Source organism: Thermosynechococcus sp. TG215, assembly GCF_031583455.1.
Taxonomy (GTDB): domain Bacteria; phylum Cyanobacteriota; class Cyanobacteriia; order Thermosynechococcales; family Thermosynechococcaceae; genus Thermosynechococcus.
In genome coordinates, this window is sequence record NZ_CP134178.1 from 2,571,721 (window position 1) to 2,584,351 (window position 12,631).

The 12,631-nt window shown below is 54.0% G+C and carries 15 protein-coding genes and 1 tRNA gene; 10 read left to right on the forward strand and 6 right to left on the reverse strand.

Going from position 1 to position 12,631, the window contains the following annotated elements; all coding sequences use genetic code 11:
- Positions 1 to 5: 5 nt before the first annotated feature.
- Positions 6 to 866 (forward strand): prephenate/arogenate dehydrogenase, encoded by an 861-nt coding sequence (locus tag RHJ02_RS12570; protein ID WP_225901722.1) that lies wholly within the window; start codon positions 6 to 8, stop codon positions 864 to 866.
- On the opposite strand, the gene RHJ02_RS12575 is transcribed toward RHJ02_RS12570, so the two are convergent.
- The 4 genes from RHJ02_RS12575 to RHJ02_RS12590 form a co-directional block, all read right to left on the reverse strand.
- The gene (locus RHJ02_RS12575; RefSeq protein ID WP_302677354.1) at positions 843 to 1,334 is read right to left on the reverse strand and encodes a phosphate-starvation-inducible PsiE family protein; all 492 of its coding nucleotides are present in this window, start codon (positions 1,332 to 1,334) and stop codon (positions 843 to 845) included. The genes RHJ02_RS12570 and RHJ02_RS12575 overlap by 24 nt on opposite strands.
- 2 nt (positions 1,335 to 1,336) lie before the next feature.
- Positions 1,337 to 2,092, reverse strand: a complete 756-nt coding sequence (locus RHJ02_RS12580; protein WP_206200452.1) for an MBL fold metallo-hydrolase — start codon at positions 2,090 to 2,092, stop codon at positions 1,337 to 1,339.
- A gap of 10 nt (positions 2,093 to 2,102) precedes the next feature.
- Positions 2,103 to 3,599, reverse strand: coding sequence for a serine/threonine-protein kinase (locus RHJ02_RS12585; RefSeq protein WP_206200453.1), 1,497 nt, complete (start codon positions 3,597 to 3,599; stop codon positions 2,103 to 2,105).
- Between the two features lie 99 nt (positions 3,600 to 3,698).
- Positions 3,699 to 3,771 (reverse strand) — tRNA-Thr (locus RHJ02_RS12590).
- 241 nt (positions 3,772 to 4,012) lie between these two features.
- Between RHJ02_RS12590 and RHJ02_RS12595 the strand changes: the two genes are divergently transcribed.
- From RHJ02_RS12595 to RHJ02_RS12615, 5 genes are all read left to right on the forward strand, one after another.
- Positions 4,013 to 5,257, forward strand: coding sequence for a protein kinase domain-containing protein (locus tag RHJ02_RS12595; RefSeq protein WP_302678468.1), 1,245 nt, complete (start codon positions 4,013 to 4,015; stop codon positions 5,255 to 5,257).
- Positions 5,258 to 5,289: 32 nt separating this feature from the next.
- Entirely contained in the window at positions 5,290 to 5,961 is a 672-nt protein-coding gene (locus tag RHJ02_RS12600) for a DUF1614 domain-containing protein (RefSeq protein WP_206200455.1), read from the forward strand.
- 69 nt (positions 5,962 to 6,030) lie between these two features.
- On the forward strand, positions 6,031 to 6,483 hold the full coding sequence (gene ndhN, locus RHJ02_RS12605; RefSeq protein WP_149821379.1) for a photosynthetic/respiratory NAD(P)H-quinone oxidoreductase subunit N: 453 nt from the start codon (positions 6,031 to 6,033) through the stop codon (positions 6,481 to 6,483).
- A gap of 130 nt (positions 6,484 to 6,613) precedes the next feature.
- Complete coding sequence (locus tag RHJ02_RS12610) at positions 6,614 to 6,874, forward strand: TM2 domain-containing protein (protein ID WP_206200456.1); 261 nt, start codon at positions 6,614 to 6,616, stop codon at positions 6,872 to 6,874.
- 125 nt (positions 6,875 to 6,999) lie between these two features.
- Positions 7,000 to 8,805, forward strand: a complete 1,806-nt coding sequence (locus RHJ02_RS12615; protein ID WP_310800284.1) for a DNA polymerase III subunit gamma/tau — start codon at positions 7,000 to 7,002, stop codon at positions 8,803 to 8,805.
- Between the two features lie 13 nt (positions 8,806 to 8,818).
- Here the strand turns inward: RHJ02_RS12615 and RHJ02_RS12620 are convergent, their stop codons facing one another.
- Entirely contained in the window at positions 8,819 to 9,184 is a 366-nt protein-coding gene (locus tag RHJ02_RS12620; RefSeq protein WP_310800285.1) for a DUF309 domain-containing protein, read from the reverse strand.
- Between the two features lie 71 nt (positions 9,185 to 9,255).
- Between RHJ02_RS12620 and psb29 the strand changes: the two genes are divergently transcribed.
- The 4 genes from psb29 to ruvC are packed head-to-tail and all read left to right on the forward strand — an operon-like array spanning position 9,256 to position 12,341.
- Entirely contained in the window at positions 9,256 to 9,924 is a 669-nt protein-coding gene (psb29, locus tag RHJ02_RS12625) for a photosystem II biogenesis protein Psp29 (protein ID WP_302677349.1), read from the forward strand.
- The gene (locus RHJ02_RS12630) at positions 9,911 to 10,657 is read left to right on the forward strand and encodes an HAD family hydrolase (protein ID WP_206201708.1); all 747 of its coding nucleotides are present in this window, start codon (positions 9,911 to 9,913) and stop codon (positions 10,655 to 10,657) included. The genes psb29 and RHJ02_RS12630 overlap by 14 nt, the downstream gene beginning before the upstream one ends.
- An 11-nt stretch (positions 10,658 to 10,668) precedes the next feature.
- A complete protein-coding gene (locus RHJ02_RS12635) occupies positions 10,669 to 11,856 on the forward strand; it encodes an NAD(P)/FAD-dependent oxidoreductase (RefSeq protein WP_310744630.1) in 1,188 nt (395 codons plus the stop codon).
- Between the two features lie 5 nt (positions 11,857 to 11,861).
- The gene (gene ruvC, locus RHJ02_RS12640; protein WP_206200461.1) at positions 11,862 to 12,341 is read left to right on the forward strand and encodes a crossover junction endodeoxyribonuclease RuvC; all 480 of its coding nucleotides are present in this window, start codon (positions 11,862 to 11,864) and stop codon (positions 12,339 to 12,341) included.
- On the opposite strand, the gene RHJ02_RS12645 is transcribed toward ruvC, so the two are convergent.
- Complete coding sequence (locus RHJ02_RS12645; protein ID WP_206200462.1) at positions 12,291 to 12,560, reverse strand: hypothetical protein; 270 nt, start codon at positions 12,558 to 12,560, stop codon at positions 12,291 to 12,293. The two genes, ruvC and RHJ02_RS12645, sit on opposite strands and share 51 nt — an antisense overlap.
- Positions 12,561 to 12,631: the final 71 nt, after the last annotated feature.

A 12,631-nucleotide genomic window follows, 5' to 3' on the forward strand; every position in this document is an offset into this window, starting at 1 on the left:
CTATGCTGCGGATTGGCATTGTCGGGCTGGGACTCATTGGTGGTTCACTGGGCATTGATCTGCGGGCAAAGGGGCACTATGTGGTTGGGCTGAGTCGGCGTCCTGAAACCTGTGAGCGGGCGATCGCCAAGGGTGCCATTGACTGGGGCAGTACGGAGCCAGAAATTTTGCGTGCCCTTGATCTGGTGTTTCTCTGTCCCCCCATTGGCAGCATTCTCAGTGTCGCCTTGGATATTACCCCCTACCTCAGTCCAGAAACAGTGCTGACAGACGTGGGATCCGTCAAGGGAGAAATTGTCCCCGCCCTCGAAAAACTCTGGCCTCGCTATGTCGGTGGGCACCCGATGGCCGGTACCGCAGAATCCGGCATTGAAGCGGCGCAAGCCCATCTCTTTGACAATGCCCCCTATGTTCTCACCCCAACCCTCTACACTGACAGTGCGGCCATTGACTGTGTGGCTGGTGTGGTCAATGATCTCGGCGCCAAGCTACTCTATGCCACCCCCTCGGATCACGATCGCGCTGTTGCTTGGATTTCCCACCTTCCCGTCCTCGTGAGTGCAGCACTGATTCTTGCGAATGCCCAAGAAGCCAATGAGCCGATTCGGAAGCTTGCCCAGCAGTTGGCTAGCTCCGGCTTTCGCGATACCAGCCGTGTTGGCGGCGGCAATCCAGAGTTGGGACGGATGATGGCGGAATATAACCGCGCGGCGTTGCGCCACTGCCTGATCCACTACCGTGCCACCCTTGATGATCTGATTCGCCAAGTGGAGCAGGAGGACTGGGAGCGGCTGCAAACCACCCTAGAACAGGCGCAAGCCTACCGCGAGCAGGTCTATCCCTCAGGGACGCCGCCGGTAGTTTAAACGACGCACAATCCAGTAACTGGCAGACAAGGCCAAGATGGCGATCGCCAGCCCCAAGAGCTTTGCCACCGTTTCCGGTTGGCCAATATCCAGAATGATAATTTTGCGGGCAATGGCAATTAGAGACGTGACAATTACTAGCTCAACGATTTGCGACGAGACGTGGGTTTTCAGGTAGGCGGTGATATTTTCAAGAATCTCCAGAGCCACAAGCACATTGAGAAAGAGGCCAAAGATTTTCACCAGTTCAAGGCTAAACTGTCCCAAGGGGGGTGAGAATAGCTCCACGGTCAAAATCCGCCCCAAATCAATAATGGCGACGATGACCACCAGCAGCATCCCGATCGCCAGCACCCGAGTCGCGATCCCCTCAATCTGACTGAGCAACTGCAAAAACCGCTGATTGTCCTGAAGTAGAAGAATTACCTCTTGCCAAAAGAGAATCAAAGGCCGTAGCCAGCATCGCATCCCTAGACCTCAGCCAGAAGAACAAGGGGAGTGTAGGCTACTGGTTCCACCAAACGAGTGTTGAGGCCTAGCCGCTGAAACGCCACTTGCAGTTCCTCAAGGGTGCCTTTGACCGAGAGCAGTCGCGGTAGCCATCCCTGAAGACGGAGGGTACCATTGCCAGCAGTGGTGATCATCACCTTGGGCTGAAGCCATTGTCCCAATTCCAATGCCGTTTTGCCCCCCTTGAGAATCGCACCCACCATGGGTAAACAGACATCCAACAGCGGCGTAATCACCACATCCACCTTGCCGTAGGTGCGCAGCCACGAATCATGACAGCCGTGGGGTTCATAGTAGAGACTTTGAGTGCCCCAGCGCACAATGTAACCATTTTCCTGTTGACGAGGGCCGATACTGGCGCCCTTGGTGGCTTGGATTGTGAGATCGCGGTACGTGTAGGTTTGGTGGGGGCTAAGGGCAATCACTGTTTCAAAGCCAAGGCCTTGGGCAACTTTGGCAGCACTGGGGGAGGCAATGACCGGTAGGGCGCGATCGCAGGTGCGGAGGGTAGGTTCATGGCAGTGATCTGGTAGCCCTTGGGAAAGCAAAATGACATCCCCATCGCTTGGCATGGGGCAGGGGCGCGATCGCTCCGCCTGAAACAGCCAAGGCGTGTTGCCAAAAGTCAGTGCCCCCACAAACCACGGATCAACCAAAATCCGCGTATGACCTAACTTCCACAACCAAGTATTGCTCTCCAACCACGTTAACTGCATTGCCCCGCTCCTACAGTAATCGCGCCAAGATATTGTAAATTAGCAAAAAAATGTTGCCCATAACCATGCAACCCAACCCCACTAAACCACAAATGAGCAGCGCTGTCACACCCCCTAGGCCTGCTTGCAAGAGGGGGACAAAAAAAAGAACTGCCCCTGAAATGACTGCAATGATCAACTGCTCCCAGTGTTCAATCCAGCGTTTGTACTGCAAAAACACCAAAAAGGCAAATAGAGCACCAATCAACCCCGCACTCACACCAACAGGCAACTGCCAAGCGGTCATCAAACTAAAAATCATCAACCCCAAGGCCGTCATTTCAAAGCCCGTAAAGCCAGCACCAATGAGAATTTTCAATGCCGGTAAGGGAGGCGCAGGCTGGCGGGGCGGTTTTGCTTTCGGACGTGGTGTGCTGGTCGGTGGCATCACCGGTCCAGGTGAAGGAGGGGGTGCCGGTTGTGACACTACGGGTGGCGGGGAAGGGGGTGCTACTGTTACTGGTTGTGGCAGTGGAGGCGGTGGTGGGGCGGGGGTAGAGTAAGCATTTAAGTCCGCTAAGACCTCTGCCGCTGATTGGTAGCGATCGCTAGGCGCCGGTTGTAGCATGCGATCGAGAATGGCTTGCAGTTGTGGACTGACTTGGGCATAGGAATGCCAATGCCAGCGGTTGTTATAAGCGTCGAATAGCTCACTGGGATCTTTGCCGGTCAGCAATATGATACAAGTCACTGCTAAGGCATAGAGATCTGAACTGGGATAGACCCGTTCCCCCCGTGCTTGTTCCGGTGGCGCATAGTATTGGGTATAAATACCCGTAAAGTGTCCTTGTTGTCCCCCCGCTTGGGAAATCTGCTTCACCGCACCAAAATCCAGCAGATAGAGCCGCCCTTGGCCGGGAAACTTTGTCTTGCTGGGGTGCTGGCGCATAATATTTGAGAGCTTAATATCACGGTGGATCGAGCCGTGGTCATGGACGTACTGCAACACGGGTAGGAGTTCCCGCAGCACCTGCCGCACCTCTTCCTCACTAAAGCATCCCTTTTGAGCCAGTTCATCCTCGAGGGTTTCGCCGTCAATATATTCCTGTACCAAGTAGAAATACTGCTCTACCCCTTGTCCATCCACACTGGGGACTTCTTCAGCAAAAAATGCTAGTAAATCAGGAATCTGCGCATGCTGCCCCAGTTGGTCGAGAACTTCACCCTCTCGCTCAAAGAGTTCCTGAGCTTTTTGCCGACTCTGGGGATCGGACACGTTGGGACGAAATTGCTTAATCACACACTCACGCCGACCAGGGGTATCCAAATCCCGTGCTAGATAGGCCGCCCCAAACCCCCCCTGACCCAGAACCCGCTCTGCAACGTATCGTCCCCGTAGAATCAAGGGCATCCCACAGGCCGTACAAAATCGCTCCGCCACGCGACTGTAGCGTTTGTTGGGGTTGTCTAAGTCTGGAACATCGTTTTGGGGACAACGACAGTGGGGACGGGTGCAATAGACAAGCATGGCAAGGGTGGCAAGATCGTTTCCTTGATCATCATAGTGCCGTCATGGCAGGCAAGGCTAAGCCAAAGACCCAATACTTTTTGGGCGAACACTGAGTAAAGCTGATGGTCGGACTCGAACCGACGACCTACTGATTACAAGTCAGTTGCTCTACCAACTGAGCTACACCAGCACTACCCCTAGTGTACTACGCTTTGGCAGTAGTGAGAAATCCGAGACTATAGTCTCTTTCATAAACAATTGCGCACTGCCAAGCCAGATAGACAGTCTAAAATAAGGCTGCATGCTCAGTTAGAACAGTTAGCCTTGGCATCTTGAGCTGTTTATGATTTATTGCAAAACACTGCAGACATCGGCAAAGTGTAGGAAAATAGGCTAAATCTCGATGAGTTTGCTGTGGCAGTTCCACACCCGTGATTATTCTGCACCTGTTAGATCCTTGGAAACGCACCCCGGTCAAAACATGGCGTTTCCCGATTAAAACGACCATCCGTATTGGTCGTGCCGCAGATAACGATGTGATTCTCAATGATATTCTCATTAGTCGCTATCACGCTGAACTGTGTTGCTATCGGGATCCAGAAAATCTCGGACGTTGGTATCTCAAAAGTTTGGGGGCGATCGGGACGTTTGTTGATGGTCGCCTTGTTGATGAGAGCAAACTTGCCAGTGGCAGTCTCATTCAGCTAGGCCCCACAGGCCCAATTCTTGAATTCCATGAGCAAACCTTTCGCCGCAGTGCGCCCACCCTCAGTGAGTGTACCCATGCCGGTAATATGCCGGGGAATCTGTTTTGCATTCACTGTGGTCAACCCCTCAATGTGCAGCGCACCGTACGCAACTATCACATCCTGCGCCTTTTAGGGCATGGCGGCATTGGCACAACCTACTTGGCCTGTGAAGCGCAACCCTCCGGGGGATGGACTGGCAAGGTACCGGAGGTGTGGGTTCTCAAAGAACTGCGGTCTGATATGGAGGACAATGAAAAGGCACAGGAACTCTTTGAACGGGAAGCTCGCATCTTACAGCTCCTTGACCATGCAGGGATTCCCCGCTTTTATGACTTTTTTGTGGAAGATGGTAAAAGCTATTTGGTGATGGAACTCATTCATGGCATTGACCTAGAGCGCTGGGTACTGCGCAATGGCACGGTGCCGATTCCTCAGGCGGTGCAGTGGATGATTCAAACCTGCGGTGTCTTGGACTATCTGCACAATCAGGATCCACCCGTGATTCATCGGGATCTCAAACCCAGTAACCTACTGGTGCGATCGCGCGATAACCAAATTGTTTTGATTGACTTTGGGGCGGTCAAAGAACTGGGGCATTCCCCCGGTGGCACCCGCATTGCCGTGGAGGGCTACAGTGCTCCGGAACAGATGATGGGTCAACCCACCATTCAGTCGGATCTATTTGCAGTAGGCGCAACCCTAGCCTTTTTGCTGTTGGGGGATAGTCCGATTCGTTTCTATCACCACTGTGATGGCTTTCATCGCCTTGATGTTTCGGATCGCCCCGAGATTCCCGACCCCTTGAAACAGGTGTTGCACCGCGCTACGGCTCCTCTGTTGCCCGATCGCTATCCTTCCGCGATTGCTTTGGCCAAAGCGCTGAGGGAGGCTCTGGCGGCAGTGTCCCAGGCGTCCTCCCACGTTTGAGTCCCAAGTTTTTAAGGTCATTTTGCGTTTCTATGATTTATCTGCCTGTTACTGCTCTACTTTTTGTGCTGCTGTTACTGTCGCTGCCTTTCCTTTGGCTAGCGATCGCCCTCGATGCTGTACAAGTGGCCGTTGCCAAGTTGGGCTTTTCACCTACTGCTGCTTCGGTCTTACTGCTGCTTGTGATTCTCGGCAGCACGATTAATATCCCCCTCTATGAGCGGGTTTCTACGGTGGCCATTGTTCCCGACTTTGAAGAACTCTGGCTCAGTCGGTTTTGGGGCATTCCCCTGCGCAAAATTGAGCAAAAGACGATTGTGGCACTGAATGTGGGGGGCGGCTTGATCCCGACGGTGCTAGCCCTCTATCAATTTACCCGCGTCAGTCCCTTGGCAATTCTCTTGGTGACGGCAATTGTGGCCGCTGTCAGTTACTACTCTGCTCAGGTGGTACCGGGGATTGGTATTCAAATGAATGCCTTGGTCGCGCCCCTAACAGCAGCAATGACAGCCATTTTGATTTCTGGGGGCGTGGCGGCGGCACCCATTGCCTTTGCCGGAGGTGTGCTGGGAACCCTGATTGGTGCAGATTTACTCCACCTACGGGAAATTGAGCGGATGTCGGCGGGAGTGCTGAGTATTGGTGGTGCGGGTGTTTTTGATGGTATTGCCTTATGTGGGCTATTTGCCCTGCTATTAACTTAGGCATACCCGTAGTAGGAATGACCATGATAAAGTGCTGGATGGAATGCTAAAACCTGTGAGAAAGGATCTATGGGTCTGCTGGCTGGCTATCAATTTGTCAAGGATTTAGAATCCGCTGGGGCATTGGCACTCTTTGTTCCCCCGGAGGGTGGTTTTGAGGGTCGTTATCAACGGCGACTGCGTTCCAAGGGCTATACCACCTTGCACATGAGCGCACCGGGTTTGGGGGATTTAGCAGCCTACCTGACCCAAGCGCACGGGATTCGTCCGGCTCACACGGGCAAGGAAGACATTCGCGTTTATTTCCAGCCCCCCCTAGTGACCTACCACTTGGAAAACCTGCCCCCCAATGCCAAGGGACTGGTGCTTTGGCTGATTGATGGCAAGCGGCTCTCAAGGCAGGAATTTGCCTACTTGGCACAGTTAACCCAGACCCTACCGAAGTTCAAAGTGGTGGTGGAAGTGGGGGGCGATCGCACTGTGCGCTGGGAACCCCTTGCTGATTGGGTCGCTGCCGCTTAAGACCAGACACGTCTTGCGTCAATCAATAAACTGCCTACTCACCCCTTGACGGTTCCCCTGAAACCCTGAAGGATATAGGTCAAGAGAGCGCGATCGCGCTGTATCAAAAATAACCATTGGGGAAGGGACAATGACCTCGAATTCCGATATTTCAGGGAAAAAAACTGCAGCCGGCATTTGCGGTATTCTCTTGGGTGCCTTGGGCATTCACAAGTTTGTTCTCGGCTACAACACGGAGGGCTTGATCATGCTACTGGTGAGTCTTTTGACCTGTGGCCTGCTTGCCCCTGTCATAGCCATTATTGGCCTCATTGAGGGCATTATTTACCTGACCAAAAGTGATCAAGAATTTCACAGAACATACATTGCTAACAAAAAAGGCTGGTTTTAGATCCTAGGGCTGGTTCCATCGCAGGCGCATCAGGGGGTCAGCCTATGGCCATCGTTGGCCTGTTAGAATAACATGCGTGGCATTTACCCATCAGCGTCTTCTGGCATATCCATTGCAGCCCAGCAGTGACCTACGAACCCCTGCATCACAAATATCGTCCCCAACGCTTTGCAGATCTAGTGGGTCAAGGGGCGATCGCCACCACGCTTACCCAAGCCCTACTCAAGGAGCGCATTGCCCCTGCCTATCTTTTTTGTGGTCCTCGCGGCACGGGTAAAACCTCTAGTGCCCGTATTTTGGCTAAGTCCCTCAACTGCCTGAGGAGTGCCAAGCCTACCCCCGATCCCTGTGGCCAGTGTGAAGTCTGCCGTCAGGTGGCCAACGGCAACAGCTTAGATGTGATTGAAATTGATGCTGCCAGCCACACGGGGGTGGACAATATCCGCGAACTGATTGAGAAGGCACAATTTGCCCCAGTACAGTGTCGCTACAAAGTTTATGTGATTGACGAATGCCACATGCTCAGTGTGTCGGCCTTCAATGCCCTCCTCAAAACCCTAGAGGAGCCGCCGCCCCATGTGGTCTTTGTCCTTGCCACCACAGATCCGCAGCGAGTCTTGCCAACAATTATTTCCCGCTGTCAGCGGTTTGATTTTCGGCGGATTCCCCTAGGGGAGATGGTTGCCCACCTTCAGCACATTGCCGATAAGGAGCAAATTGACATTGAGCCGCAGGCCTTGACCCTGGTGGCGCAATTGTCCCAAGGGGGACTGCGGGATGCTGAAAGCTTGCTGGATCAGTTGAGCTTATATCCTGAACGGATCACCGTAGAACATGTATGGCAACTGGCTGGGGCAGTACCAGAACAGGATCTGCGGCAATTGCTGGGGGCGATCGCCCGTCGGGATGCGGTGGCGGTTCTTGAGCACACCCGCCAATTACTAGAACGGGGTCGCGATCCGCTGACAATTCTGCAAAATCTGGCCAGTCTCTACCGTGATTTGCTCTTGGCGAAAACCGTCCCTGAACGGCAGGACTTGGTAGCCCTGACAGCAGAAACTTGGCAGGCTTTGATTGCCGTTGCTGAGGGATGGTCCGTTGAGGAGATTCTGCATGCCCAACAACATCTGCGCACCTGTGAAAGCCAAATCAAACAGAGCAGTCAACCCCGTCTCTGGCTGGAAATTAGCATTCTGGGGTTGATGACGGAAACGGCACCCCAATCCAGTGTGCCCAATGTAGCGCCTACTGCCATTCCGAAGCTCACGATTGTCTCGCCCCCTCAGCCTGACCTCCCAGCGATTGCGGCACCCCCCAAGGAGTCAGAGTCACCAGTCAAACATATTCAAATTAAAGACACGAAAGACACGGTTGCTCCAGCTCCTGAACCCAAGCCAACCCCTGAACCGCGGGCAGATCATACCGAACCTGTGTGGGAACAGGCACTACAGGTCTTGCAGCAGATGCAAATGAGCACCTATGCTCTGCTCTCGCAGCATGGTCACCTGCGACAAATGAGCGATCGCGAGGTGCACATCGGCATTGTTAATCAAACTTTGTTAAATCTGACAAAGAATAACCAAGCCAAAATTGAAGCCGCCTTTGCCCAAGTTCTAGGCCGCCGCATCAAAGTCGCCTTTGAGATTGCCCCCCTACCCCACAAAACCACGCCTGCGCCAAAAGCCAAGGAGCCGCCGCACTCCGCTGTCGTCGTTCCCTTTCAGCCACGGGAAGAGCCACCGCCACCCCCCATAGAACCAACCTCTACTCCACCCCCGCCCCCTCTCACCACTGCCCCGGATCCTGTGCGTGAATCTGCCGAAAAACTCGCACGATTCTTTAACGGGGTGGTTATTCGCTTACCCGATGAGGGAGAAAGTCCAGACACCCCAATTGCTGAAGCCTCTGAGGAGGATGAGCTTGAGTTTTAAGGGCTGTCGGGGTCTAGGCTTGATCGAGGGATTGCGCAACAGCAAGATGCAACTGAATTTTTGGCTCCGAGTCAAGGGGGATCTGAAGCTGCGCCTGTAACGCCGCCACTGCCGTCAAAAAGGCTGTCAAATCTAGGCCGCAAAAGTTCGGATCACACTGCTCTAGACGACGCCGCCCTTCCCCCAACAGCAAAATCGCCCCCCGCTGGTTACCCCGACTCAGGTGATAGCAGGCCACGGCAATTTGTAGCAGACCTTGGTAAAACGTGCGCTCAGGTTCACTGGCCTCTAACCAGATGGCTTCGAGGGTGTCATGGCAGGCATAGAATTCGCCGCTGTTGAATTGAGTGATGGCTAGGGCAAGCTCAGGACGCATCATTGATTGGGAAAGCGCAATGGGCGATAATAGTAAAGAATCATGACATTTTTTAACGAATATCGGCAGAGCTTGTGCAAAATCCTCGAACTGTCTCTGATACCAAACGCGCCTTTTATGCAGCTCACACGCGACCGATTCACTCGATCTACCGTCGCTTTATTGAAGAACTGCTGGTCGAAATCCACCTGCTGCGCGTCAATGTAGATTTTCGCTACTCTCCCCTATTTGCCCTTGGGGTCGTGACCGCCTTTGACCAGTTTATGGAGGGGTATCAGCCTGAGGGCGATCGCGCCAGTATTTTTCATGCCCTCTGCGGCGCTGAGGAAATGAACCCGCAACAGCTGCAGGCGGATGCCGCCAGTTGGCAACAGTACCAAGGCCGCCCCTTGAGTCAAATCCTCGATGAACTCAACAGGGGTCAACCCAGTGCCCCCCTCAACAGCCTCAACCACGAGGGCAAATATAGCCGCCTCCATGCGGTAGGACTGTATGCCTTCCTTGAGGAGCTGGCGGGGGATCTGACAACGAATCTCAACGAGACACTGGATCAACTGGCTCCCGTCATTAAGCTGCCGATCGAGAAAGTCAAGCGGGATCTTGAACTCTACCGCAGCAACCTCGACAAAATCAATCAGGCTCGCAGTCTGATGAAAGAACTTGTGGAGCAAGAACGCAAGCGTCGTGCTCAGGAGACCTCTCCCCCACCCGCTGTAGATGCTAGTTCCGATGCACCGGCCTGATCCGCCCCAACTCATTACCCTCGATGCGGTCGGCACCCTCTTTGGCCTACGGGAATCCGTGGGTACCGTTTATGGTCGCTTTGCTGCTGAAGTCGGGGTTCAGGTTGATTCAGCCGCATTAGATGTGGCCTTCTTTAAGGCCTTTAGGGCTACCCCGCCCTGCGCTTTCCCTGATCTTGAGGCTTCACAACGGGCAGAGGCAGAATTGCGGTGGTGGCAAGGGGTTGCGGCAGACACATTTCGCCGCGCGGGCGTCTTGGATCAATTTGCTGATTTTGAGACGTTTTTTGCTCCAGTCTTTGCCTACTATGCCACGGCTGAACCTTGGTCTCTGTATGAGGATGTCTTGCCTGCTTTGAAGAATTGGCAAACGCAGGATATTCCCCTGAGGGTGGTGTCCAATTTTGATAGCCGTTTGTATGGTGTCCTCGAGGCCTTGGGGTTAGCGCCGTTTTTCAAGGAGGTGTGGATTTCCAGTGAGGTGGGGGCGGCGAAACCGAATCGGCTGATCTTTGAGCGGGCGGTGACCCCCTATGCGACCTCTCAGGTTTGGCACATTGGTGACAGTTGGGAGGATGATGTCCTCGGTGCCCAAGGTGCTGGTCTGCAAGCGATTTGGCTGCGGCGCGATCGCCCGCTCTTGCCAGATCCAAGTATCAAGGAGACCCGAGCAGTGCCACAAATTGCTGACCTCTCAGAGGCGCAAGTTATACTGAGTGGGAAAGCGTCATAACGGAATCAGCGGTGACAAGCCAAATTTGTATTCTAGGTGGTGGGTTTGGCGGCCTTTATACCGCCCTCCGCCTTGCTCAATTTCCTTGGTCTGCGCCTCCAGAGATCACCCTTGTGGATCAGAGCGATCGCTTTGTCTTTACTCCCCTCCTTTACGAATTAATTACAGGGGAGCTACAGGCGTGGGAAATTGCCCCGCCCTTTGTTGAGTTGCTCAAGGAGACCCCGGTCGTCTTTCATCAGGGAACCGTGAGCGCTGTGGATCTCAAGGAAAAAACGGTGCACTTGACTGAGGGCACCCCGCTCACCTACGACAAACTGGTTCTCGCCTTGGGAGGGGAAACCCCTAAAAACAGCATTCCCGGTGTCGCAGAGTATGCCTTGACCTTCCGAATTCTCAGTGATGCCTACCGTCTCGAAGAAGCGTTGCAACGGCGGGAGCGCTCCGATCGCGATCGCATCCGCGTGGTGGTGGTCGGTGCTGGTCCCAGTGGCGTGGAATTGGCCTGTAAGTTGGCAGAGCGCTTAGGTAGCCGCGGGCGCATTCGTTTGGTGGATCGCAACACCGAGATTCTCAAGTCTTCTCCAGAATTTAATCGCAAGGCAGCTCTGCGTACCCTTGAAGAGCGGGGGGTTTGGATTGATTTGGAAACAACCCCGGTTGCTGTCACTGCGGATCAGATTTCCCTGCAATACAAAGACCGCGTGGATGAGTTGCCCGTTGATATTGTCTTGTGGACGGTGGGTACAGCGGTTTCGCCGGTGATTGCTGCCCTTGATTTGCCCAAAACCTCCACGGGGCGCCTGCAGGTGATGCCCACATTGCAAGTCGTTGATCATCCAGAGATTTTTGGCCTTGGGGATGCCGCGGATGCGGTAGATGAACAGGGACAACCGATTCCCCATACGGCACAGGCGGCTTTTCAACAGGCGGATTATGCGGCTTGGAATCTTTGGGCCAGTCTGAGCGATCGCCCGCTACTGCCCTGTCGTTATTCCCATCTCGGTGAGATGCTCACCCTCGGAACTGATCGCGCCGCCTTGGCAGGGCTAGGACTGACCCTCGATGGCCCTCTGGCTTACTTGGCACGGCGACTGGCCTACCTCTACCGCATGCCCACCTTTGAACATCAACTGAAGGTGGGGCTGAACTGGATGGCGAAACCAATTTTGGATCTGTTGACCGGCACCGTGAACTAGAACGTGTGCGCATCCTTGGCCTAGACCCCGGCCTTGCTACCCTTGGCTATGGCTGTATTGAGGTGCAGAACAACACCTGCCAAGTGTGTGATTTTGGTGTGATTACCACTCCTGCGGATATGCCCGCGGGCGATCGCCTCCAGAGTCTCTACAGCGATCTGCACACGTTAATTCCTGCCCTCCAACCAGATTTAGTGGCTTTGGAGCGCCTCTTTTTCTACAAAATGAGCCATACGATTGTGGTTGCTCAAGCGCGGGGCGTGATTCTTTTAGTCCTGAGTCAACTGCACTGTCCCCTAATGGAATTCACCCCTCCCCAAGTGAAGCAAGCCCTCACCGGCTATGGCAATGCCGCGAAAATAGACGTTCAACAGGCGGTGCAACGGGAACTCAATCTCAGCACGCTGCCCAAGCCCGATGACGCTGCCGATGCCCTAGCGATCGCCCTCACGGCCAGTCGTCACTGCCCCTGCCTCGACACTTGACCAAGCCATTGCCACCGCTTCACTGAGCCATTGGCGGGTTTTGCGATCTAGCAGATCATCCTCGGCGAGTACCCATTCCTGCACCTGTGCCAAACTGTGGCCTTCGGCACGGCAAATCGTAATCACGCCGGCGATCGCTGCCGCCACCACCTCTTCACTGACAGGCTGCTGGCTGAGGGCTGCTATTTCTTCGAGACTCCTTGGAATGGGATAATGCATAGGGCAACAGGGTAATTCTGAGAAACCGTAAACTCTCTTAAACTGTTTAGTACAGTGAAGTTTACGCCAAA

Excerpts from the sequence above, each read along its gene's own strand:
- RHJ02_RS12575 (WP_302677354.1), bottom strand. The coding sequence starts at position 1,334 with ATGCGATGCTGGCTACGGCCTTTGATTCTCTTTTGGCAAGAGGTAATT.
- RHJ02_RS12580 (WP_206200452.1), bottom strand. The coding sequence starts at position 2,092 with ATGCAGTTAACGTGGTTGGAGAGCAATACTTGGTTGTGGAAGTTAGGT.
- RHJ02_RS12585 (WP_206200453.1), bottom strand. The coding sequence starts at position 3,599 with ATGCTTGTCTATTGCACCCGTCCCCACTGTCGTTGTCCCCAAAACGAT.
- RHJ02_RS12600 (WP_206200455.1), top strand. The coding sequence starts at position 5,290 with ATGATTTATCTGCCTGTTACTGCTCTACTTTTTGTGCTGCTGTTACTG.
- ndhN (WP_149821379.1), top strand. The coding sequence starts at position 6,031 with ATGGGTCTGCTGGCTGGCTATCAATTTGTCAAGGATTTAGAATCCGCT.
- RHJ02_RS12610 (WP_206200456.1), top strand. The coding sequence starts at position 6,614 with ATGACCTCGAATTCCGATATTTCAGGGAAAAAAACTGCAGCCGGCATT.
- RHJ02_RS12620 (WP_310800285.1), bottom strand. The coding sequence starts at position 9,184 with ATGATGCGTCCTGAGCTTGCCCTAGCCATCACTCAATTCAACAGCGGC.
- RHJ02_RS12630 (WP_206201708.1), top strand. The coding sequence starts at position 9,911 with ATGCACCGGCCTGATCCGCCCCAACTCATTACCCTCGATGCGGTCGGC.
- RHJ02_RS12645 (WP_206200462.1), bottom strand. The coding sequence starts at position 12,560 with ATGCATTATCCCATTCCAAGGAGTCTCGAAGAAATAGCAGCCCTCAGC.